This is a genomic window from Anoxybacillus sp. TBDG-1 (genome assembly GCF_054815885.1).
Genome location: NZ_JBTZSY010000003.1, coordinates 26,991 through 48,152, shown reverse-complemented (window position 1 = coordinate 48,152; position 21,162 = coordinate 26,991). Strand labels below are relative to the sequence as shown.

Annotated in this window: 27 protein-coding genes; all 27 read right to left on the bottom strand. The window is 41.1% G+C overall.

Features of this window, described 5'->3' with window-relative positions; genetic code table 11:
- Positions 1–22: 22 nt before the first annotated feature.
- Positions 23–1,105, bottom strand: coding sequence for a flagellar biosynthesis protein FlhB (gene flhB / locus ACYQY7_RS01810; protein ID WP_461200445.1), 1,083 nt, complete (start codon positions 1,103–1,105; stop codon positions 23–25).
- Between the two features lies 1 nt (position 1,106).
- Positions 1,107–1,886, bottom strand: coding sequence for a flagellar biosynthetic protein FliR (gene fliR, locus ACYQY7_RS01805; RefSeq protein WP_461200444.1), 780 nt, complete (start codon positions 1,884–1,886; stop codon positions 1,107–1,109).
- Positions 1,883–2,152, bottom strand: a complete 270-nt coding sequence (fliQ, locus tag ACYQY7_RS01800; RefSeq protein WP_461200443.1) for a flagellar biosynthesis protein FliQ — start codon at positions 2,150–2,152, stop codon at positions 1,883–1,885. Before fliQ ends, fliR begins: the two co-directional genes overlap by 4 nt.
- Before the next feature lie 13 nt (positions 2,153–2,165).
- Positions 2,166–2,831 carry a flagellar type III secretion system pore protein FliP gene (gene fliP, locus ACYQY7_RS01795; protein WP_461200442.1) on the bottom strand — a complete coding sequence of 222 codons (666 nt, stop codon included), beginning with the start codon at positions 2,829–2,831 and terminating at the stop codon, positions 2,166–2,168.
- Positions 2,824–3,450: a flagella biosynthesis regulatory protein FliZ gene (fliZ, locus tag ACYQY7_RS01790; protein ID WP_461200441.1), complete on the bottom strand. Its 627-nt coding sequence runs from the start codon at positions 3,448–3,450 to the stop codon at positions 2,824–2,826. The genes fliP and fliZ overlap by 8 nt, the downstream gene beginning before the upstream one ends.
- Before the next feature lie 12 nt (positions 3,451–3,462).
- Positions 3,463–3,822, bottom strand: coding sequence for a response regulator (locus tag ACYQY7_RS01785; RefSeq protein ID WP_003394872.1), 360 nt, complete (start codon positions 3,820–3,822; stop codon positions 3,463–3,465).
- Between the two features lie 19 nt (positions 3,823–3,841).
- Positions 3,842–4,993, bottom strand: coding sequence for a flagellar motor switch phosphatase FliY (gene fliY / locus ACYQY7_RS01780; RefSeq protein WP_461200440.1), 1,152 nt, complete (start codon positions 4,991–4,993; stop codon positions 3,842–3,844).
- Positions 4,983–5,981 (bottom strand): flagellar motor switch protein FliM, encoded by a 999-nt coding sequence (fliM, locus tag ACYQY7_RS01775; protein WP_461200439.1) that lies wholly within the window; start codon positions 5,979–5,981, stop codon positions 4,983–4,985. Before fliM ends, fliY begins: the two co-directional genes overlap by 11 nt.
- A 31-nt stretch (positions 5,982–6,012) precedes the next feature.
- A complete protein-coding gene (fliL, locus tag ACYQY7_RS01770) occupies positions 6,013–6,426 on the bottom strand; it encodes a flagellar basal body-associated protein FliL (RefSeq protein WP_461200503.1) in 414 nt (137 codons plus the stop codon).
- A 1-nt stretch (position 6,427) separates the two neighbouring features.
- Positions 6,428–6,655, bottom strand: coding sequence for a flagellar FlbD family protein (locus ACYQY7_RS01765; RefSeq protein ID WP_461200437.1), 228 nt, complete (start codon positions 6,653–6,655; stop codon positions 6,428–6,430).
- 44 nt (positions 6,656–6,699) lie between these two features.
- The gene (locus ACYQY7_RS01760; RefSeq protein ID WP_461200436.1) at positions 6,700–8,088 is read right to left on the bottom strand and encodes a flagellar hook-basal body complex protein; all 1,389 of its coding nucleotides are present in this window, start codon (positions 8,086–8,088) and stop codon (positions 6,700–6,702) included.
- Positions 8,089–8,165: 77 nt separating this feature from the next.
- Positions 8,166–8,528 carry a TIGR02530 family flagellar biosynthesis protein gene (locus ACYQY7_RS01755; RefSeq protein ID WP_461200435.1) on the bottom strand — a complete coding sequence of 121 codons (363 nt, stop codon included), beginning with the start codon at positions 8,526–8,528 and terminating at the stop codon, positions 8,166–8,168.
- A gap of 13 nt (positions 8,529–8,541) precedes the next feature.
- Entirely contained in the window at positions 8,542–9,009 is a 468-nt protein-coding gene (gene flgD / locus ACYQY7_RS01750) for a flagellar hook assembly protein FlgD (protein WP_461200433.1), read from the bottom strand.
- Between the two features lie 11 nt (positions 9,010–9,020).
- Entirely contained in the window at positions 9,021–10,385 is a 1,365-nt protein-coding gene (locus ACYQY7_RS01745; protein ID WP_461200432.1) for a flagellar hook-length control protein FliK, read from the bottom strand.
- A gap of 14 nt (positions 10,386–10,399) precedes the next feature.
- Positions 10,400–11,011: a MotE family protein gene (locus ACYQY7_RS01740; protein WP_461200431.1), complete on the bottom strand. Its 612-nt coding sequence runs from the start codon at positions 11,009–11,011 to the stop codon at positions 10,400–10,402.
- Positions 11,012–11,017: 6 nt separating this feature from the next.
- Entirely contained in the window at positions 11,018–11,461 is a 444-nt protein-coding gene (gene fliJ / locus ACYQY7_RS01735; RefSeq protein WP_461200430.1) for a flagellar export protein FliJ, read from the bottom strand.
- A 7-nt stretch (positions 11,462–11,468) separates the two neighbouring features.
- Positions 11,469–12,782, bottom strand: a complete 1,314-nt coding sequence (gene fliI / locus ACYQY7_RS01730; protein ID WP_461200429.1) for a flagellar protein export ATPase FliI — start codon at positions 12,780–12,782, stop codon at positions 11,469–11,471.
- Positions 12,779–13,558, bottom strand: a complete 780-nt coding sequence (fliH, locus tag ACYQY7_RS01725; protein ID WP_461200428.1) for a flagellar assembly protein FliH — start codon at positions 13,556–13,558, stop codon at positions 12,779–12,781. The genes fliI and fliH overlap by 4 nt, the downstream gene beginning before the upstream one ends.
- A complete protein-coding gene (gene fliG / locus ACYQY7_RS01720) occupies positions 13,542–14,561 on the bottom strand; it encodes a flagellar motor switch protein FliG (RefSeq protein ID WP_032099723.1) in 1,020 nt (339 codons plus the stop codon). Before fliG ends, fliH begins: the two co-directional genes overlap by 17 nt.
- Before the next feature lie 12 nt (positions 14,562–14,573).
- Positions 14,574–16,160, bottom strand: a complete 1,587-nt coding sequence (fliF, locus tag ACYQY7_RS01715; RefSeq protein WP_461200427.1) for a flagellar basal-body MS-ring/collar protein FliF — start codon at positions 16,158–16,160, stop codon at positions 14,574–14,576.
- A 29-nt stretch (positions 16,161–16,189) separates the two neighbouring features.
- Entirely contained in the window at positions 16,190–16,483 is a 294-nt protein-coding gene (fliE, locus tag ACYQY7_RS01710; RefSeq protein WP_461200426.1) for a flagellar hook-basal body complex protein FliE, read from the bottom strand.
- 11 nt (positions 16,484–16,494) lie between these two features.
- The gene (gene flgC / locus ACYQY7_RS01705; protein WP_429631789.1) at positions 16,495–16,932 is read right to left on the bottom strand and encodes a flagellar basal body rod protein FlgC; all 438 of its coding nucleotides are present in this window, start codon (positions 16,930–16,932) and stop codon (positions 16,495–16,497) included.
- 3 nt (positions 16,933–16,935) lie between these two features.
- Positions 16,936–17,316, bottom strand: a complete 381-nt coding sequence (gene flgB / locus ACYQY7_RS01700) for a flagellar basal body rod protein FlgB (RefSeq protein WP_461200425.1) — start codon at positions 17,314–17,316, stop codon at positions 16,936–16,938.
- 159 nt (positions 17,317–17,475) lie between these two features.
- A complete protein-coding gene (gene codY / locus ACYQY7_RS01695) occupies positions 17,476–18,255 on the bottom strand; it encodes a GTP-sensing pleiotropic transcriptional regulator CodY (RefSeq protein WP_004891076.1) in 780 nt (259 codons plus the stop codon).
- A 12-nt stretch (positions 18,256–18,267) separates the two neighbouring features.
- On the bottom strand, positions 18,268–19,647 hold the full coding sequence (gene hslU / locus ACYQY7_RS01690; protein WP_461200424.1) for an HslU--HslV peptidase ATPase subunit: 1,380 nt from the start codon (positions 19,645–19,647) through the stop codon (positions 18,268–18,270).
- A 13-nt stretch (positions 19,648–19,660) separates the two neighbouring features.
- Positions 19,661–20,209 (bottom strand): ATP-dependent protease subunit HslV, encoded by a 549-nt coding sequence (hslV, locus tag ACYQY7_RS01685; protein ID WP_461200423.1) that lies wholly within the window; start codon positions 20,207–20,209, stop codon positions 19,661–19,663.
- Positions 20,210–20,217: 8 nt separating this feature from the next.
- The gene (xerC, locus tag ACYQY7_RS01680) at positions 20,218–21,120 is read right to left on the bottom strand and encodes a tyrosine recombinase XerC (protein WP_461200422.1); all 903 of its coding nucleotides are present in this window, start codon (positions 21,118–21,120) and stop codon (positions 20,218–20,220) included.
- Positions 21,121–21,162: the final 42 nt, after the last annotated feature.

The window sequence follows — 21,162 nt, the reverse complement described above, 5'->3', positions numbered from 1 at the left end:
TCTCCTGTCTACATACATGAAATTAAAGTTTATTTTTCGTTTTATAGACGTACGCTAAAATTTCCGCCACCGCTTTAAAAAACGCTTCTGGAATGACCATCCCGACATCGGTTTGATCGTATAATGCGCGGGCGAGCGGACGATTTTCAACGATCATGACATCGTTTTTTTTAGCAATATCTTTTATTTTTTGTGCCATATAGTCTGCTCCTTTAGCGACAACGATTGGGGCATCTGCTTGTTGTTCATCATACTTTAACGCAACCGCAAAATGTGTCGGGTTTGTAATGACGACATCCGCTTTCGGTACTTCTTGCATCATGCGACGCATTGCCATTTCCCGTTGCTTTTGCTTAATGCGCGATTTAATTAATGGATCACCTTCTGTCTTTTTGTATTCATCTTTAATGTCTTGCTTTGACATACGAATATTTTTTTCAAAATCGTACCGTTGATACAAATAATCGAACAGCGAAAGAAACAGTAAAGCGACAGAAGCAGCAATCCCCATTTGAATCGTTAAACGTCCAAGCGTAGCCGCGCTTGCGCCAATGGATTTATGGGATAGTGATAAAATATCGTCGATGTGTAGCCATAAAACAGAAAATGTGACAACACCAACAAACAATACTTTTAAAATGGACTTTAACAATTCCACAAGCGCACGAAGTGAAAATATGCGCTTAAACCCTTGAATCGGATCGAGTTTACTTAATTTCATTTGCAACGGTTCCGTCGTGAATAAAAAACCGACTTGTACAAAATTAGCAAATAGTGCCGCGGCAATCGCAGCTAAAAAAATTGGTCCGACGAGCATAGCAAGTTGTCGCAGAAGATCAACGAAAATGAGATGCACAGAATCGACCGTGACGTCCATAAAAAAGTAATGTTGAAACGACTGGCGAAATAGCCGTACAACCGCATCTCCCCATACGCCCGAAGAAAACGAAAGAACGAGAAAAACAACGAGCATTAAAAAGGCAGCGGTCGCATCCGCACTTTTTGCTACTTGTCCTTTTTTACGCACTTCTTGCCGTTTTCTCGGCGTTGCTTTTTCTGTTTTTTCTGCGGCGAAAAACTGCAAATCAACGGACAGCCAGTTCACGCTACGCGCCTCCTAATAGTTTCATCATGCCGCGCATCGACATAAAGGTGAATTCAAACAATTGTTTTGTAACGACAAACATACTTGAAAACACAATGACAAACAAAACAAAACTAACGATAATTTTCACAGGTAGTCCAATGACAAAAATGTTCATTTGTGGAACAGTACGCGCCACAATGCCAAGCGCTACATCAACTAAAAATAAACAACCGACAATCGGAATCGCCATTTGCAATGCAATAACAAACATCGCTTGAAATAAACGAACTGCTTGTTCTGCGATTTGTCCATTCCCGAAAGAAATGAGATGATCGAGCGGAATAAACTGATAGCTATAAAAAATACCGTCTAACAACAAATGATGTCCATTGACGGCGAGCAAAAAAAACAAAGCAAGCGTGTATAAATATTGTCCCATTAATGGGCTTTGGGCGCCTGTTTGCGGATCGATAACGTTTGCGATCGCAAATCCCATTTGAAAATCAATGAATCCGCCTGCAATTTGAATTGCTGACATGATCATAAAAGCAACAAGCCCAATAAGTAGCCCAACAAGCACTTCTTTCATTAGCAACATCATATACGTTCCGTCAATATTTAATGGCTTTGGATCAAGTGAAAAAAACATGAGCCAACTGATAAAAAAAGCAAAACCGATTTTATGAACGTTTGGTATGTTACGATAAGAGAAAAGCGGCATCGTCACAAAAAACGAAGCGACGCGCGCAAAAATAAGCAAAAACGTCGGTACATACGTGTATAACTCCATACGCTTCATCCTACAAATTTGCTTAAGTTATTAAAAATGTTGTATGCATATGAAATCATGCGCGAAAGCATCCACGGTCCGAAAAAAACTAAACCAATTAACACAGCAACAATTTTTGGAACAAATGCTAACGTTTGTTCTTGAATTTGCGTCGTCGCTTGCAAAATGCTGACAAACAATCCGACGGCAAGCGCCAGCAACATAAGCGGTCCACATACAATTAGCACCATATATACGCCACGCTCAGCAACTTGAATGACAAAATCGGGACTCATTTTCCCACCTACTTTAAAAACTTTCTAATAATGATTTTACGACTAAATACCAACCATCCACTAGGACAAACAATAAAATTTTAAACGGCAACGAAATCATAACCGGCGGTAACATCATCATTCCCATCGACATTAATACACTTGCAACAATTATATCAATAACTAAAAACGGGATGAATAACATAAAGCCGATTTGAAACGCTGTTTTTAATTCACTGATCGCAAAAGCGGGGACGAGCGCTGACATCGGAATGTCTTGTACCGTCTTTGGCTGTTCAGCCCCTGCGTAGCTTAAAAATAAAGCTAAATCTTTTTGACGCGTATGTTTGCTCATAAATTCTTTTAGCGGTGCTTCGGCTCGTTCATAAGCTTGCTCTAAATTAATTTTTTCATCAAACAATGGCTGCAAAGCGTCACGATTTATTTGTTGAAACGTCGGCGCCATAATAAAAAACGTTAAAAATAGCGACAGTCCAATAATGACTTGGTTTGGCGGCATTTGTTGCGTGCCGAGCGCCGTTCTAACAAACGATAAAACAATGACGATGCGCGTAAACGATGTCACCATAATTAAAATGCCTGGCGCAATCGACAAAACCGTCAAGAGCAATAACAGTTTGACAGATGTTGCTACGTTTTCAGGCGCGCTATTATTAAAAAACTGCATCACTTCATTCATGTGAATCCCTTTCTTTTTCGAGCGCTCTCATCGCCTGTTTTCGCTTTTCAGCCAACTGTTGTAATTCTCGATCAAACAACTGGCGAAAGCGAGGTTCGTTTGTTTTTCGTTGCAAAAGCGATTGGAGCGATTTCCATACGTTCGTATCAAGCAATGAATCAAGACGCGCTTCATGTTGCTTAAGCAACTCTTCGATTTCTTGTTCATCTGTAATTTCTTTCAATAAGTGGATCGACTCACCTACACCGACAACAAATACGCGTCGACCGACTTTCACGATTTGAATCGTTCGATTCGTTCCTAAACTTGTCCCACCTAAATGTTGGATAAGACCTTTTCGCTCATAAAATCGGTTTTGTTTATTTAACCACTTTAAAAGCGCATATAACAAAAATATAACAAAAGCCGTTGCAGCAATCAGTTTGACAAAGTCCCAAACTGTAATCGGAGACGGTTGGGCAACGATTTCCGATTCCGTTGCCTTGTCCGCTTGTTGTCCTTTACACTTTTCTGGATGTTCTACACATTCTTTTACGCTATTCGCTTGTTCTGCAAAAGCAGGAGAAACTGCTTGCAGAACAACGAACGCGCACAACATGATGATGCGAATATAGCGCAATGAATTCCACCTCTAACCGAGCGTTTTGTTAATCGCTTCAATGACGCGATCTGCTTGGAACGGCTTGACGATAAAGTCTTTTGCTCCTGCTTGAATTGCATCAATAACCATCGCTTGTTGCCCCATAGCTGAACACATAATGACTTTGGCGTTGCTGTCAATTTTTTTAATTTCTTTCAGCGCCGTAATGCCATCCATTTCTGGCATCGTAATGTCCATTGTGACTAAGTCAGGGCGAAACTCTTTATATTTTTCGACCGCTTGCGCTCCGTCTGCTGCTTCTGCGACGACTTCATGTCCGTTTTTCGTTAAAATATCTTTAATCATCATTCTCATAAATGCTGCATCATCAACAATTAAAATTCTCGCCATTCTCCAAAAACCTCCCAAATTATCGTAATTTGTTTAACCGATCGCTTTGGCTAATAATACTTGTCACACGTACCCCAAAATTTTCATCAATGACAACAACTTCGCCTTTCGCGATCAATTTATTGTTCACTAAAATGTCAACCGGTTCACCAGCCAGCTTATCGAGTTCAATGATAGAACCTGACGATAAACTTAAAATGTCTTGTACAGAGCGCTTCGTTCGCCCGAGCTCTACCGTCACTTGCAGCGGGATATCAAGCAACATGTCGAGATTGCGCGTCTCGGCTTCTGGCAATGGCGCTGGTTCAAAACTTGCAAAAGCAACAGGCTGAACGTTGACAGGCTGCTGCACAGCTCCTACGCCAAAATGCTGAGGAGCTTCCTTTTGCGTTTGTTGAGCCGATGAAGGCGCTGGTTGCGTTTGTGCGGATGGCGCGGTTTGACGTGGCTCGTTCGTATTTATTGTAGCTGATGTTTGTGCATTTGTACTAGACGGATTTAATAAATTTTCGACTAATTCTTTCGCAAAATGAATCGGCAACAATTGCATAATGTTAGAATCAATTAAGTTACCTACTTTTAAACGGAACGATACTTTTACAAGCACGTCGTCCGGCGGTAAATATTCAAATCCTTCGCCTTCCGATAAATCAAGCAAGTGTAAGGTTGGTGGTGAAATATCAACTTTTTTACTAAAAATTGTGGACATCGATGTCGCAGCTGAACCCATCATTTGGTTCATCGCTTCTTGTACAGCACTTAGTTGAATTTCATCCATAAAGGCAGGCGGATTTGTACCATCTCCCCCCATCATTAAATCTGCGATAATCGCGGCATCAGATTGTTTAATGACAAGTAAATTCGTTCCTAAAAATCCTTCCGTATAACTAACTTGAATCGCAACGTACGGATGCGGAAACTCTTCTGCCACGCGCGCTCGTTCAATAAGTGAAACGCTCGGCGTCGTAATTTCAACCTTTTGATTTAATAACATCGATAACGCTGTCGCGGAACTGCCAAATGAAATATTTCCAATTTCACCAAGTGCATCTTGTTCAATTGGTGTTAACACTTCATCGATCGACATTGTGCTAGACGGCATCGGATCTTCATCAATTCCTCGCAACAACGCATCAATCTCGTCTTGAGATAACATATCGTCACTCATCATCGCCGTCTTCCCCCTTTATGACATCTAAAATTTGTACAGCTAGTCGTTTATTCATTTTTCCAGGCTGCCCAATAAATTTCGGCACCTCTCCTACCTTAATGATGAGCGGATCGCGCACCGTTTGATCAAGCTGAATGACATCGCCAACGGAAAGTTGCAAAAATTCTTGGACAGAAATAGTTGACGTACCAAGCTCTGCGATCATCGGGACTTTCGTTTGTCTTAACCGCTTTTGTAACGCTTCAACTTCTTCTGGTTCACGCTCTTTCTTTTGCGTTTGCATCCAATAATGAACAGATAATTTCGGGATAATTGGTTCTAACACAACATGTGGGATACAAATGTTAATCATTCCACTCGTATCACCAATTTGTGTATTTAACGAAATGACAACAACCGTTTCATTTGGTGATACCATTTGTAAAAATTGTGGATTGACTTCAAAGTCTGTGAGCATCGGATCCATGTCCGCGACAGACTCCCACGCTTCACGTAAGTTGCTAAACGCTTTTTCAAACAAGTTGGACATAATTTTTGTTTCAATTTCAGTTAAATTTTCGATTTTATTTAAACTGACACCTCTGCCACCTAGTACGCGATCAAGCATCGCATAAGCGATATTAGGGTTCACTTCTAACAGTACGCGCCCATCAAGCGGTGGAACTTCAAACACTGTTAAAATGGTCATTTTCGGAATGGAACGAATAAATTCCTCATACGGCAATTGGTCAGCTGATGCGACTGAAATTTGCACGTACGTGCGCAACTGCGCGGAAAAAAACGTCGTTAATAACCGAGCAAAGTTTTCATGTATGCGCGTTAAACTGCGAATTTGGTCTTTCGAAAACCGCAACGCCCGTTTAAAGTCATACACTTTTACTTTTTTCTCTGCTTCTTCTTTTTTCAACTCATCCGCGCTCATCTCTCCAGCAGATAGCGCCGCCAGCAAGGCATCAATTTCACTTTGCGATAAAACTTCTCCTGACACCGTTCTCACCTCCTGCTCCTATTCATTTTATTTACTGGAGAATAAAGGAGGTTATATAAATTTTCTCAACTTTTCCTTCTTGCATAAGCTCATTTATACGTTCGCGCAGTTTTTTCTCTAAAAGGAGCTTTCCTTGTTTTCCTTTAAACTGCTCCGCTGTCATTTCTGATAGCTCTTCAATAATGATGTTTTTAATTTGAAAATCGCGTTTTTCCGCTTCTTCTTTTGCTTTTTTACTATCTGTTTGAACTTTAAACGCAATTTTAATAAAACTTCCGTCCATTAAATTTGTCATCATTTCAGGTACATCAAACGAACTGGCGACAATTTCATCAACCGTCGGTTCTTTCGGCTCATCATTGCCCATAAATTTCATGACAACAACAAGGGCGACGACGCTAACAAGCGTAATAACCCCCATAACAATAAGCATCATTTTTAACATTTTATTGTCCTTCAATGTCGGATCCCTCCGCATCTCTCCTTAATCCGAGAACAGAAATGTTACGATAAAACGTTTCTACTAATAACATAACATCTTCCACAGACTCCCGCACGACAAACTTTTTGCCATTCGTTAACGTAATAGTCGTGTCTGGGAACGCTTCAACTTGCTCTATGTAAATGGCATTCAGTGTGAATGGTTTTCCATTTAGACGAGTTAATGTAATCATATGTATGTGGGCACTAGACAGAGCCTAGTGCCCTCCCTCCCTTATTATTTCTTTAAGTTAACTAATTCTTGTAAAATCTCATCCGATGTTGTAATAATGCGCGTATTTGCTTGGAATCCACGTTGAGCGACGATCATTTCTGTAAACTCTTCAGATAAATCAACGTTGGACATTTCAAGCGCACCAGAAATAATTTCACCTGCGCCGTTCAAACCAGGTCGTGATAACTCATTAATCGTCAACCCGTTGGCATTTCGGTCGAGCTTACCAGAGTTGTTTGTTTCTTTAAACGTATTCCCGCCCATTTTTTCTAAACCGCTCGGATTTGGAAATTGTGCTAATAAAATTTGTCCTGCAATTTTTAATTGCCCATTGCTATCAATGAACGTCACTTTTCCATCCGCCGTAATCCCGAAGCTTTTTGCCGTTTTCGGGATTTGAATTAATCCTGGCTCAAAGCTTGTCACATTTCCGTATTTCGGTTCGCTATAATCTTGTAATACTTGCTGGACGCTTTCCACAAAACCGCTAATCCCTTCTAAGTACGGTCCCATCATTTTTTCAGCCTCCGCTAACGTATCCGGCCAATCGGCATCGTTTTCTGGAAGTAGCGGAACTGGATTAATACTTGCTTTCGGAGATACACGATCATTGAAATACGTCCCAGCCGCAGCAAGCGTTTGATCATCTGGATCTGTCTTTCCTGTAATTTTTTCGTTTAGACTTTTGAGTTCATTGTTAAAGTTTTTAATAAAATTAGTGAAATCTGTTTGTGTAGTTGGGTTATTATCAGGGTCTTTCGTAAACTCATCCTTCCACTTCTTTATAAAGTTCACAAGACCATTCGTGCTATTAAGAAATGTGTCCAAATCACGTCTCGCCTGAGCCACATGGGAAGCATTTGCAAGGACTGTATCTACATCTTTAATCGCAGCTTCCCCAATTAAATATTGTCCGTCCGAGTTAACGATATAACCGTACTCATCTAAATAAAAGTTACCCGCACGTGTAAAACTTAAGTTAAATACACGATCAATCGGTACACCTGTATTTACTTTATTTGTTCCTAATTTCCCAGCTGGACCGTCCATGCTAATTAGCGTTACATCATTAATCGAGCCAACGACGAAAAAGCCGTCGCCGCCGAGTGCTAAGTCAAGTGGGCGTGCTGTTGTTTGCGTTGATCCTTGCGTATGAATCGTTTCGATCGAACCGAGCCCGCTTCCTAATCCGATTTGTTTTCCGTTAATTCCCCCGCGCGTTCCTGTCGATGATGTCGCGGCAGAAATTTGTTGGGAAACGAGATCTTTAAATGTGACGCGCGCTTTTTTGTAGCCATACGTATTGACGTTAGAAATATTGTTACCAATTACATCTAATTTATATTGAAAGTTGCGGATACCACCAATTCCAGTAAACATGGAACGTAACATAATAATCCTCTCCTTTTCGTTGTTTGAGCGGCTTCTGTCATTCCGCACGCTCGAAGGCTTCCTATAAAGGTCCGGCCTTATATAATAATGGCTCCGTTAATGTTTGTGAACAATTGGCTCTGTGCTTCTTCCCGATGCATCGCTGTAATGACCGTTTGATTGACAGCGCTCACGATTAAGGCAGCTTCATCTGTAATGACGAGCGAGTCGCGCACACCTTTTTGTTTTGCCTCGACAATTTTTTGTCCAATCACCGCCCATTGTTCCTCGTTAATGTGAATATTTCGTTCTTGTAACCGTTGCTGGGCATGTTTGCTTATTTTTAATGCTTTTCCTGCTTCCGCAAGCGCATCGCGAAACGATTGCCGCTCCGTTGAAACGACTGTCTGTTTTTGCGACGGAATCAATGGGGTGTGCGGAAAAAACTGAATGCGATTCATTTTTTCACCTCCTTTATTGCGACACTTTTGTGACGCGAGAGGCTAACACGATCTCCCCTTGATCAAGCTCTAACCATACGTCTGTTCCTTTTTGAACGACAGCTTTCACTACACCGCTTTGTTCATCCCATGTGACGGTTTTGCCAATCCATTCGCTATATTGAGCCAAGGACGGTGTGGATTGTTGTTGAATGAGCTTTTGCAATGCATCTAATGTGCCTGCAAGTTTTTCGGATGTGCCCGTTTGTGTCTCAATAAATTTGCCCATCATATTCGACATATTAACCATTTGTTCAAGCGATGAAAAGTTTGCCATTTGCGAAATAAATTCACGGTCTTCCATCGGATTTAACGGATCTTGATGTTGCAATTGAGCAATTAAAATTTTTAAAAAATCATCTTTCCCTAACGAGCTTTTCCCGGTCTCACGTTGTGCGGCTTGGCGCTGCGATAAAAGCAAACTCGGATCGATCGTTGCCACGTACATCACCTCTACATATCAAAATCAAACCACTCTTTTAACCACTCATCAAAAGATTGATCAGACTGATTTTTTTCTTCTCTTTGCTGTTCTTGCTGCTGTTGCTGCTGTTTTTGTTGGTGGAAAGAATGGTCGCGAAATTTCGTTTGATCAAATACATTGAATTGCTCCACCGTAATACGGTCGGCAATGTGCGCAAGCTGATGAATATGCTGTTCCACTAACTGCTTCGCTGCTTCGGTTGACGTAATCATTTTTGCAGTGAGTTTCCCTTTTTGTTCAATGAGTTTAATCGTTACATGTCCTAAATGTTCAGGATGTAAACGAATAAGCAGTTGCGTATTGCCATTTTTCCACCTTGTCAATTGACTCGAACGAATGATTCGCTCGAATTGTGCAGCAAACGGTGTTTCATTTGTCGTATCAATTGTTCGTAGTTCAAACGGTATATGTTTATCGTTTGATTGTTGAACAGTATGGTTCAAATCAAAAATACGAGTACTTGTTATCCATTGTTTGTGCTTTTGTGGCAATGAAGCCACTTCCTTTGGCATAGTCCCCGATAATTGTCGTTCTTGTAAATGCGTGCTTACTAATTGAGTTTGAGAAGTGATTGAATACTTTTCGGTTAAACCACGATGTATGTTTCCATTTTTCAATATTTTTTCGAAATCTGTAGCTGACAACTCACGAGCTAACGGAGTTGTGTTCAACAATCTGCCTTGTTTTACTTTTTCTTTACTATTCCATCGCGCTTGATGGTCTACAATCGTTTCGCCCGTCAATTGCATCGCTTTACTGTCCACTTCGTTTGCGCGATGCACATCGCTTAAACGCGTTTGACTGTCTATCACTGCTTGCAACATGTCTTTCATCGTATGGCTTTGTTCATTGTTTGTTCCAAACATGTTGCGAAGCGTTGCACGTGCATGTTCAATGATCGGCTCTGGAATCGTCCATTGCTTTTGTTCAAGTTGAAACAAAGCGATGACGAGCATCAGTTCATCTTTCTCATCCCGATCATCTTGTAGTGAAAACATCGTTTCAAACGGCTGATCGGCTGAAAATTGTTGAACGATTTGCTCTTTCGCTTCTTCTGGTAAAAGAGAAAGAAACGATTGTATCATTTCGTTTGATAATATTTGTTTGTCTGCGTATCCATCATGAAGCGGAAGTTGGGCAAACCATTGCTGCAACTGCTCCCAATCTATTCGTTGCATCGTTTCTGGCTGTTCCGATAATGATTGTAACGATTGTGACGTTTGACGCAACGAAGAAAGCAACTGAGCAAATGCATGTCCATCGCCCGTTTCAACAGTCGTCTGTTGATTTGATCCGCTAAATGGAGCCATGAAAGAAACCCCGACGATATTCATTTTTTCACCTCCTTTCAATTGTTCGCTTTTTTCGCAAGTAAGCTCGTATATTTTGCTGCGTTTGTTGCATCCATTTTTTCTAAAATGGCCGCCACTTTGTCTGTTTTAAGCTTGGACAATAAATTAACCGCTTCTTGATCGGACATTTGTGGAATAATTTCTGCAGCTTTTTTTGGTGACATCGTTTCGTACATTTTCACAACGTCTACACGCGTACCACTCGTCTGCTCAGGCGTAGGCGTTGTTGTTGGCTCTTGCGCTTGTTCTTTTTCCGCTTGTAAGCGTGCGATTTCTTGCTTCAGCGCATCTATTTCCGCTTCTTTTTCTTTGAGCGTATCATTCGCTTTTTTTAGTTGTTTTTCTTTTTCAACAATCGCTGCTTTGAACTCAACAATTTGTTCTTGCAGTTTCTTTTTTTCGTTTGCCTCTGTTCCTTCAATCCATTGCGAAACAAACGGCAATTGACTTGCATATTTTTTTCCTTGTTCAAATACGTTAATGCCAGAGAATGTTAAAATTAACAAAACAACCGAAATTGTAAATAAAAGCGGAATAAAAATGACAAAAAGAAACCATTGAAACTTGCTTGTTTTTTTCGTCTCTTCTTCTTTTTCAAACTGTTCCATCGATGCTCACCTTGTTTCTCGATAACAATATTGTTGTATAGAAATATCGTCCATTTGTTTTTGTTCAGCGATCCGCATTTGCGTTGCTATCATTTCATCATGCTTTTCTTTTATTTTTTCGTATTTTTTCACTTCGATATTTAATTCAACTAATTTTAGTTGTTTCAACTCCATATGCTGACGTGCTTGCATAACAAGATGCTGATAATGGTCGATGACCCGCTGCAAGTTGCTCATAAAATGTTGAAACGAGCGAATATGTTGAATCGCTAACCCCGATTGTAATTGTTGTTTATGTTGTTCTTCGTAATCTTCTTTTTGTTTCAAAAAATGATATAGTTTTTCTGCCACTTCTTCAAATCGGTTGCGTGCTTCTTCATATTCATGTAACGCTTTTTGTTTTTCATGTTCTTTTAAATGTAAAATTTTTGTGAATTTAAATGGTGTCATCGTTTATTCACCCTTGTTCAATAAGTTGAAACAACTGTTGAACACTTTCATTTATTGTGTACGATTCATGAACATCTTGCTTTAAAAACGAAATGATTTTTGGATAATAACGAATCGCTTCGTCAATTTCTCGCGATGAGCCACGCTTATACGCACCAATTTGAATTAAATCTTCAGATTGAACGTATGTCGCTAACAACTCACGCAACTTTTCAGCTACTTTTCGATGTTCTGGCGTCACGATGTAGTTCATGACGCGGCTGACGCTTTTTAATACGTTAATCGCTGGATACTGACCTTTATTTGCTAGTTGTCGCTCTAATACAAAATGACCATCTAAAATGCCCCGAACCGTATCAGCAATCGGCTCATTCATATCATCGCCATCAACGAGCACCGTATAAAAGGCAGTAATTGTGCCATGTTCGTTCGTCCCTGTTCGCTCAAGCAATTTCGGTAAAATCGCAAAAACAGACGGTGTATATCCTTTCGTCGTCGGCGGCTCCCCAACAGCTAATCCGACTTCACGCTGCGCCATCGCGATGCGAGTAATGGAGTCCATCATAAACATAACGTTTAGTCCTTGGTCGCGAAAATATTCGGCAATAGCCGTTGCTGTATACGCTCCTTTAATGCGCATAAGCGCCGGCTGATCAGATGTCGCCACAACGACGATAGAACGTTTCAACCCTTCTATGCCAAGATCCCGTTCAATAAATTCTCGCACTTCACGTCCACGCTCTCCAATGAGGGCAATAACGTTTAAATCGGCGTTTGTGTTGCGAGCAATCATCCCCATTAACGTACTTTTTCCAACGCCAGAGCCAGCAAAAATACCGATACGCTGTCCTTTTCCAACCGTCAATAAACTGTCAATCATTTTCACGCCGACTTCAATCGGTTCTGAAATCGGAGGGCGCGTCATCGGATTTGGCGGTTGACGGTCGATTGGAACAGTCGTCAATCCTTTCGGAAGCGGACGATCGTCAAGCGGAGCGCCTAACGCATCAATAACACGTCCGACAAGCGCTGATCCGACTTTGATGTCAAGCGGAGCGCCTGTTGCTTCAACAATGCAACCAGGGGCGATATCTTGGACGGTTGCATACGGCATTAAAAGCACATATTCGTCACGAAATCCGACAACTTCCGCCTGAATTTTTTTCTTTTTTTTATGACCGATATGAATGTAACAAACATCCCCAATCGAACTTTCTGGTCCTTTTGCTTCGATCATTAAGCCGATGACGCGCGTCACTTTACCAAATCGTTTATACGGGTCAAGCAGCTCGATTTCATTGATCAATGCTTGCCAGTTCATTCGCTCGCCCCCTCGATTCGCTCAAGCAATTGCTGCTTCAGTTGCTCAAGCTGCGTATCAACGCTTGCATCAATACGACCGAACGGCGATTCGACAATACAACTTGTTTCAGCTAACGTTTCATCAGGATAAATAAACAAATGAACGTCTTGGCTAAATAATGCTTTCAACTCATCTTTTTGGCGAATGACGACGTCATAGTAAGTCGGGTGAACATATATTTTTACTTCTTCGTGTTCCCGTACTTCTTTTATCACTTGTTTCACAAGCCCAAGAAAATGTTCTTTATTTTCAGCAAGACGCTCTCCCATGATTCGTTCGGCTACTTTGCACGCGACAAGCAAAATCGTTTCATCCGCCGACTCTAATATATGATAAAATTGCTCATTGGCTGATTGCGCAATTTGCTTCGCTTCACGAATCGCCTCCGTATATTGCTGAAGCCCGTCTTGTCGCCCTTGTTCGAAGCCGACCGCGTATCCTTCTTGACGCGCTTGCTCAATCCATTCGTTTCGTTCCTTTTCCCATTGCCTTTGCTCTTCGGCAATTTGTTGTTGGACGGATGCGTAATACATGTCCGCTTCTTGACGAATATGTGCTGCTTGTTGCTCCGCTTGCTCGATTAACATTTGCACATGTTGTATCGTCATTTCGTCATGTTGCTCATGTTCTTCTTGTTGCATGTCGGGCAGCACTTTTTTCACTTGAATAACCGCTCGTTGCTCCGAACACGTTCGAGCAAACGGGGCTTTAATGACTTTAGACAATAATATCATCTCCTCCGCCACGAGCGACGACGATTTCACCCGCTTCTTCGAGACGACGAATCACTGCAACAATACGCGATTGCGCTTCTTCCACGTCGCGAAGGCGAACAGGCCCCATAAACTCCATTTCTTCTTTAAACGTTTCCGCCATGCGTGAAGACATGTTGCGAAATACAACTTCTTTTACTTCGTCGCTAGACACTTTCAACGCAAGCAACAAGTCGGCATTGTCCACTTCGCGAATGACACGTTGAATCGCACGGTTATCAAGTGTAACGATGTCTTCAAAGACAAACATGCGCTTTTTAATTTCTTCTGCTAATTCTGGGTCTTGAATTTCGAGCGCATCTAAAATTGTGCGCTCCGTTGCACGATCGACGCCGTTTAATACTTCAACAACAGCTTCAATGCCGCCGGTTTGCGTATAATCTTGCACAACTGTCGTCGATAGCTTCCGCTCAAGCACTTGTTCGACTTCATTAATCATTTCTGGCGACGTGCGATCCATTAACGCGATGCGACGAGCGACATCCGCTTGCATTTCTTGCGGAAGCGCTGATAAAATTTGACCCGCTTGCGTTGGTTCTAAATACGACAATACAAGTGCAATCGTTTGTGGATGTTCGTTTTGTAAAAAGTTTAGGATTTGTGCTGGATCCGCCTTGCGTGCAAAATCAAACGGACGCACTTGCAAAGCAGATGTTAAGCGATTAATAATGTTCATCGCCTGCTCTGGTCCGAGCGCTTTTTCAAGCACTTGTTTGGCGTAGGCAATACCGCCTTGTGAAATGTAATCTTGCGCTAAGGCGATTTGGTGAAACTCTTCTAAAATCGTTTCTTTTTTCTCGGCATCCACTTGGCGAACGTTAGAAATTTCAAGCGTTAATTTTTCAATTTCTTCTTCAGATAAATGTTTATATACAGATGCTGAAACGTCTGGTCCTAATGAAATGAGGAGAATGGCTGCTTTTTGTTTTCCAGTTAATTCGCCTTTTTGATCGCGCTTTGCCATATAATCCCCTCCTTATTCTTCTGCAAGCCATGTTCGTAATAATTTCGCAAACTCTTCTGGTTTTTCTTTTGCAAGTTTTTCAAGCTGCTTGCGACGCAATGTTGCTTCTGTTTCGACTTCTTCGTTTACATCTGGAATGTGCACCGCCACTTGCTCTTCTTGCACTAGTTGTTCGTCCATTTCTTCTTTTTTTCGTTTACGCAACCATAAAAACGCGATCAATGCAAGAAGCAAAATAAGCACACCGCCGCCAGCAATATATGCCCATGTTGGAACGGTTGTTGTTTGTTCGTCAAACTGCACTTTTCCGTTAAACGGTTGCACAGAAACAACAACACGATTTTGTAAATCGGCATCCGTCCATTGTCCTGCCATATCTTTATCGACTGACGTCCGCACAATCGTGCCTAGAATTTTCGTAATATCATCAACCGTTTGAGCAGGAAGTGAGTTTGGATCGTTCGGTTTTGGTGGTTCAACCATCACTTGAATGCCTAAATCTTTTACTTTATAAGGACTTGCAACAATTTCTTTTTTTATTCTATTAACCTCGTTATTAATTGTTTCCTCAATTCGCTCATAATCCCCGTTTGTCTCGCCATTGGCTCCTTGATAGCCAGGTACATCGTTTTCTCCTACTCCTGTCGTGCCACCTGGTTGAGCTCCTTGACCGGAAAACGTTTCCGTAATGCGCTGTACACTTACAGCGATGCCTTCCATATTTTCTTTATCTACTGGTTCAACAAGCTCTTCATGACGGTTTTCTTGTGTAAAATCAACATCTGCTGTCACAGAGACGACGACTTTATCTTGCCCGATCATCGTCCCTAACATTTGTTGGACGCGGCGTTGAATATCGCGTTCAATTTGTTGTTTTATTTCGTACTGTTCAGCAAATGTTTTTCCAGACGAAAAATTTTCTTCATTTTTTAAGTCAAAGTACTCAAAATATTGATTCATAATGACGATATTTTCAGTAGGAAGGTTCGGCACGCTTTTGGAAACAAGGTGGTATAACGATTTGATTTGCTGTTCATTAAATTTATATCCCGCCTTTGTTTTCAAAACAATGGATGCAGATGCCTCTTCCTGTTGGTCACCAACAAAGATCGTCGGCTGGGGTAGATTAATCATCACTTTCGCATCTTCTACCCCGTCAATACCTTTTATTAAATTGGCGAGTTCTGTTTGCATCGCCTCAATTTTTAACACGTTAAATTCATTATCCGTCATACCGAAACCAGAGTTTTTTCCGAAAAACGAATAATCAATGCTTCCGCTATCTGGAATGCCTTCTGCGGCTAATTCTACTTTTAACGTGTTGACAAGTTGTTCAGACACTAAAATGGTCGTGCCGTTATCAACAATTTGCGATTTAATGCCTCGCTGGTCAAGCGTCGCTTTAATTTGTCCCGCTTCTTGCGGCGATAAATTGCTGTAGAGAGGAACAAAGTTCGTTCGCGTCGCAAAAAAAGCAGTGAGGGCAACGGCAACGATCAACAGCCCAACAAGCCCAAGCGCCATCGCTTTTTGTTGCTTTGTTCTCTCACTCCAAAACAATTTCAATCGTTCTACTGCTTGTTTTAATTGCTCGTTCATATGCTTCCTCCGCTATCTCATGAGGTCCATTATACTTGCATTCTCATCACTTCTTGATATGCTTCAATCACTTTGTTGCGCACTTCAATCGCTAATTGAAGCGATACGCTTGCTTTTTGTGAAGCGATCATCACATTGTGTAAATCAACATGTTCCCCTTTTACTAACTTTGTCGTCAGCTGATCTGACTCGATTTGTTGTTTATTTACTTCGTTAATCGCTTCTTTTAAAAATTGTGAAAACGCCTGTTGTGCTTCCACGGGCTTTATCGCTTGATGCTGTACAGCTGGCGAGAGCACTGTACGTTGAATGCGATCAATCATCATTTATCCCCCTATTTTCCGATTTCTAATGCCTTCATTAACATCCCTTTTGTCGCATTTAACACGGTCACGTTCGCTTCATACGAGCGAGTCGCGCTCATTAAATCGACCATTTCTTTTAACGGATCGACGTTTGGTAATTGTACATATCCGTTTTCATCTGCATCCGGGTGAGATGGGTCATATACAAGTTTAAACGGCGTTTGATCTTCGACAATTTTTGTCACTTTTACCCCGCCTGCCGACCGCTCGTTCATCGCTTGATGCAAAAAAGAAGAAAACGATTCGTTCGGCTGCATCACGACCATTTTTCGTCGATATGGTTGCCACTTTCCGTCTACCATTTTCGCACGCGTCGTATCGACATTCGCCATATTTGCTGAAATAACGTCCATGCGCAACCGTTGAGCCGTTAGCGCAGACGCAGACACATTGAAACTTTGAAACATGTATTATTTTCCTCCTTTAATGACCGTTTTTAAGGAGTTAAACTTTCCGTTTAGTCGTTCGACTAAAGCGTTGTAATAAATTTGATTTTGCGCTAAATCCGACATTTCTTTATCTAGATCGACATTATTCTTATTATGATTGTAAACGAGATCGTTTTTAGTTGTCACGAAAAATTTGTTTGTGCTTCCTTTAAACTCAAAATGGCGTGGATCAGTACGATACGCTTGCAACGCTTGCTGAAATTCGGTACGAAACTGAACTTCTTTTGCTCGGAAATTTGGTGTATCCACATTCGCAATGTTATTTGCGATCACTTTTTGTTTCAACGATGAGTAATTTAATCCTTGTTCTAACATTTGAATTGTATTTGAAAACAATTTCACGGCATATTCCCCCTTATCAAAACACCGTTCGACATTCCACCCTTATTGTAAAAAATTATTTCCAATATGTATATAGGGAACATTGGACTATTTTTCACATACTTTAACAAAAGAGGCATCTTCGCGAGAAAGATGCCTTCTTGTTTGTCCTTCTTGTTTTTAATGATGTTTTAATTTCTCGAGCTCTGTTAAAAACTTATCATTTAATACTTTAATGTACGTTCCTTTCATGCCAAGTGAGCGAGATTCAATGACTCCAGCACTTTCTAATTTACGAAGCGCGTTGACAATAACTGAGCGTGTAATCCCGACTCGGTCAGCAATTTTACTTGCAACAAGCAATCCTTCTGTCCCATCTAACTCTTCAAAAATATGCTCAATTGCTTCTAATTCACTATATGAAAGGGAGCTGATCGCCATCTGAACGACCGCTTTGCTGCGTGCTTCTTCTTCAATTTCTTCCGCTTTTTCACGTAAAATTTCCATTCCGACAACTGTTGCTCCGTATTCTGCTAAAATTAAATCGTCATCGTGAAACTCTTTATCTAAGCGGGATAAAATAAGCGTCCCTAAGCGCTCACCGCCACCGATAATTGGCACGATTGTCGTTAAACCATTTTTAAATAAGTCTTTATTTTCGACAGGAAATGCCGTATACTCACTATGAATATCAAGGTTTGGCGACGTTTCTGTAATGTTAAATAAATTTTTCGTATACTCTTCTGGAAATTGACGATCCGCTAACATTTTTTTCATTCGTTCATTTTCAATCGTTTGTTTAATCGCAAAACCGAGCAACTTTCCGCGCCGGCTTACAACGAACACGTTAGCTTCGATGACTTCGCAAAGCGTTTCTGCCATTTCTTTAAAGTTTACTGGTTTTCCAGCCGCATTTTGTAGCATCGCATTAATTTTTCTCGTTTTTTCAAGTAAATTCATATCGCATCCTCCTTATAAAATAAACTCGCTTAAATCTTTATTTCGTACAATGTTTCCTAATTTCTTTTCAACGTATTGTGGAGTAATAACAACCTTTTCTAAATGAACATCTGGAGCTTCATACAATAAATCTTCTAACAACTTTTCCATAATCGTATGAAGACGACGTGCTCCAATGTTATCAGTTTGTTGATTGACTTCAAAAGCGACTTCCGCAATTTTACGAATAGCATCGTCAGAAAATTCAAGTTGTATACCTTCTGTCGCAAGCAAAGCCACATATTGTTTTAAAAGCGCGTTATTTGGTTCAACTAATATTTTGACGAAATCATCGACGGTGAGCTTCGTCAATTCCACGCGAATCGGAAAACGTCCTTGCAATTCTGGGATTAAATCAGACGGTTTTGCCATATGGAACGCTCCAGCAGCAATAAATAAAATATAGTCCGTTTTGACTGGTCCGTATTTCGTCATGACGGTTGAACCTTCGACGATTGGCAAAATGTCGCGTTGCACACCTTCACGGGAAACGTCAGCCGATGCCCCTGTCTGTCCTTTGCGCGCAATTTTGTCAATCTCGTCAATAAAAATAATGCCGGACTGTTCTGCTAGACGAATCGCTTCTTGTGTCACTTCGTCCATATCAATGAGCTTTTGTGCTTCTTCGTTTGTCAGTACTTGGCGGGCTTCTTTCACTTTTAATTTCCGTTTTTTTCGTTTTTTCGGCATAAAGCTACTGAGCATATCTTGCATATTCACACCCATTTGCTCCATGCCCGCTCCTTGGAATAAGTCGAACATAAGCGGTTGTTGTTCTTCTATTTCCACCGTTACTAATTCATCTTCTAGCTCACCGTTTGCAAGCTTCCAAGCTACTTGTCGCCGCTTTTCAGCGAGCTGTTGCTCATCGTGTCCAACGTCTTGTTGCTCTTGTGCACCCCCAAATAAGAGTTCAAACGGATTTTTCATCGGTTGTTTCGTTTTCCCAGGTACAAGCAGTTCAACAAGCCTTTTGTTTGCTAATTGCTCCGCTTGTTCTTTTACTTCGTTCATTTTTTTCTCTTTTACGATGCGCACAGACGTTTCAACGAGATCGCGTACCATTGACTCAACGTCACGACCAACATAACCGACTTCTGTAAATTTCGTCGCCTCTACTTTTACGAATGGAGCGCCAACAAGTTTCGCTAATCGCCGAGCAATTTCCGTTTTTCCGACACCTGTTGGTCCAATCATTAAAATATTTTTCGGCACGACTTCATCGCGCAACTTTTCATCTAATAAACTGCGGCGATAACGATTTCTTAGCGCAATGGCCACCGCTTTTTTCGCTTCATGCTGACCGACGATAAATTGATCAAGCTTTTCAACAATTTGTTTTGGCGTTAACATGCCGCTCCCCCCTCTACAGCTCTTCGACAATAATGCAATCGTTTGTGTATACGCAAATATCGCTCGCTACTTTTAATGCAGCTTCTGCAATTTGCTTCGCTGTTAAATGTTCACCTGCATACGTTTTTAACGCTCTACCAGCCGCTAGCGCATAGTTTCCACCGGAACCGATCGCTAAAATATCATCATCTGGTTCGATGACTTCACCCGTTCCAGAAATGAGCAGTACATGTGTTGCATCCATGACGATTAACATCGCCTCTAATCGTCGCAACACTTTATCGCTCCGCCACTCTTTCGCTAGTTCAACCGCAGCCCGTTGTAGATTTCCGTTATATTCTTCTAACTTTCCTTCGAACATTTCAAACAGTGTAAACGCATCAGCTACTGCGCCTGCAAAACCAGCTAATACTTTGCCATGAAAAAGTTTACGAATTTTTCGCGCTGTATGTTTCATTACTACGGCATTGCCGAATGTCACTTGACCATCGCCCGCCATCGCTCCTTTTCCTTGATGGCGAATGGCAAATATCGTCGTCGCATGAAATTGACTCATAAACATCCTCCTTTTTATGCACGCGGATGGGAATGTAAATAAACATAGCGCAAATGATCTTTCGTTACATGTGTATACACTTGCGTTGATGAAAGATGCGCATGACCTAACAATTCTTGCACGGAACGTAAATCAGCCCCTTCATTCAACAAGTGTGTCGCAAACGTATGACGAAACACATGAGGGCTTACTTTTAAAGAAAGAGCAGCCTGTTCGACGATCTCGTTTAAAATATGACGTACCCCTCTTGGCGTTAACGCTCCCCCACGCGCATTTAAAAAAAGTATATCAGTCGGTGTCTTCGCTTTACTTGCTAGTTGCTGACGTCCGTCTTGTATATATCGCTCAAGCGCTTCTTTTGCATACGCACCGAACGGGACATATCGCTGTTTATTTCCTTTTCCATAAATTAAAATCGTACATACAGAAAAATCAATGTGCGACAGGCGAATGTTACAACATTCACTTACACGAATACCTGTGGCATATAATAGTTCAATGAGCGCTTGGTTTCGTTGACCGATCGCTGTATTTAAATCATTGACAACAAACAGCTGTTCTAATTCATCTGGATACAAAAAATGTGGAATTTTCTGTTCTTTTTTCGGCAGTGATGCAAGCGCAAACGGATTTTCAGAAACGATATGCTCCCGCATTAAAAATTTATAAAAGCTACGCAAGCTCGACATTTTTCGGGCAATCGAACGGCTTGATTGCTTTCGTTCATGAAGCTCTGTTAAAAACAAGCGAACGTCGCTATAAGACACCTCATGTAACCCTTTAATTTGTTCGCGCTCCATAAATTCAAAAAATTCACCAATATCATGCTTATAACACGCAATTGTATATTCTGAATAATTTTTTTCTATTTGTAAATATTCAATGAACAAATTTAACGTAAAATTCACATTTTCCATTCGATCACCCCATAAGAGCTACTAAATAGTAGCATAATTTAG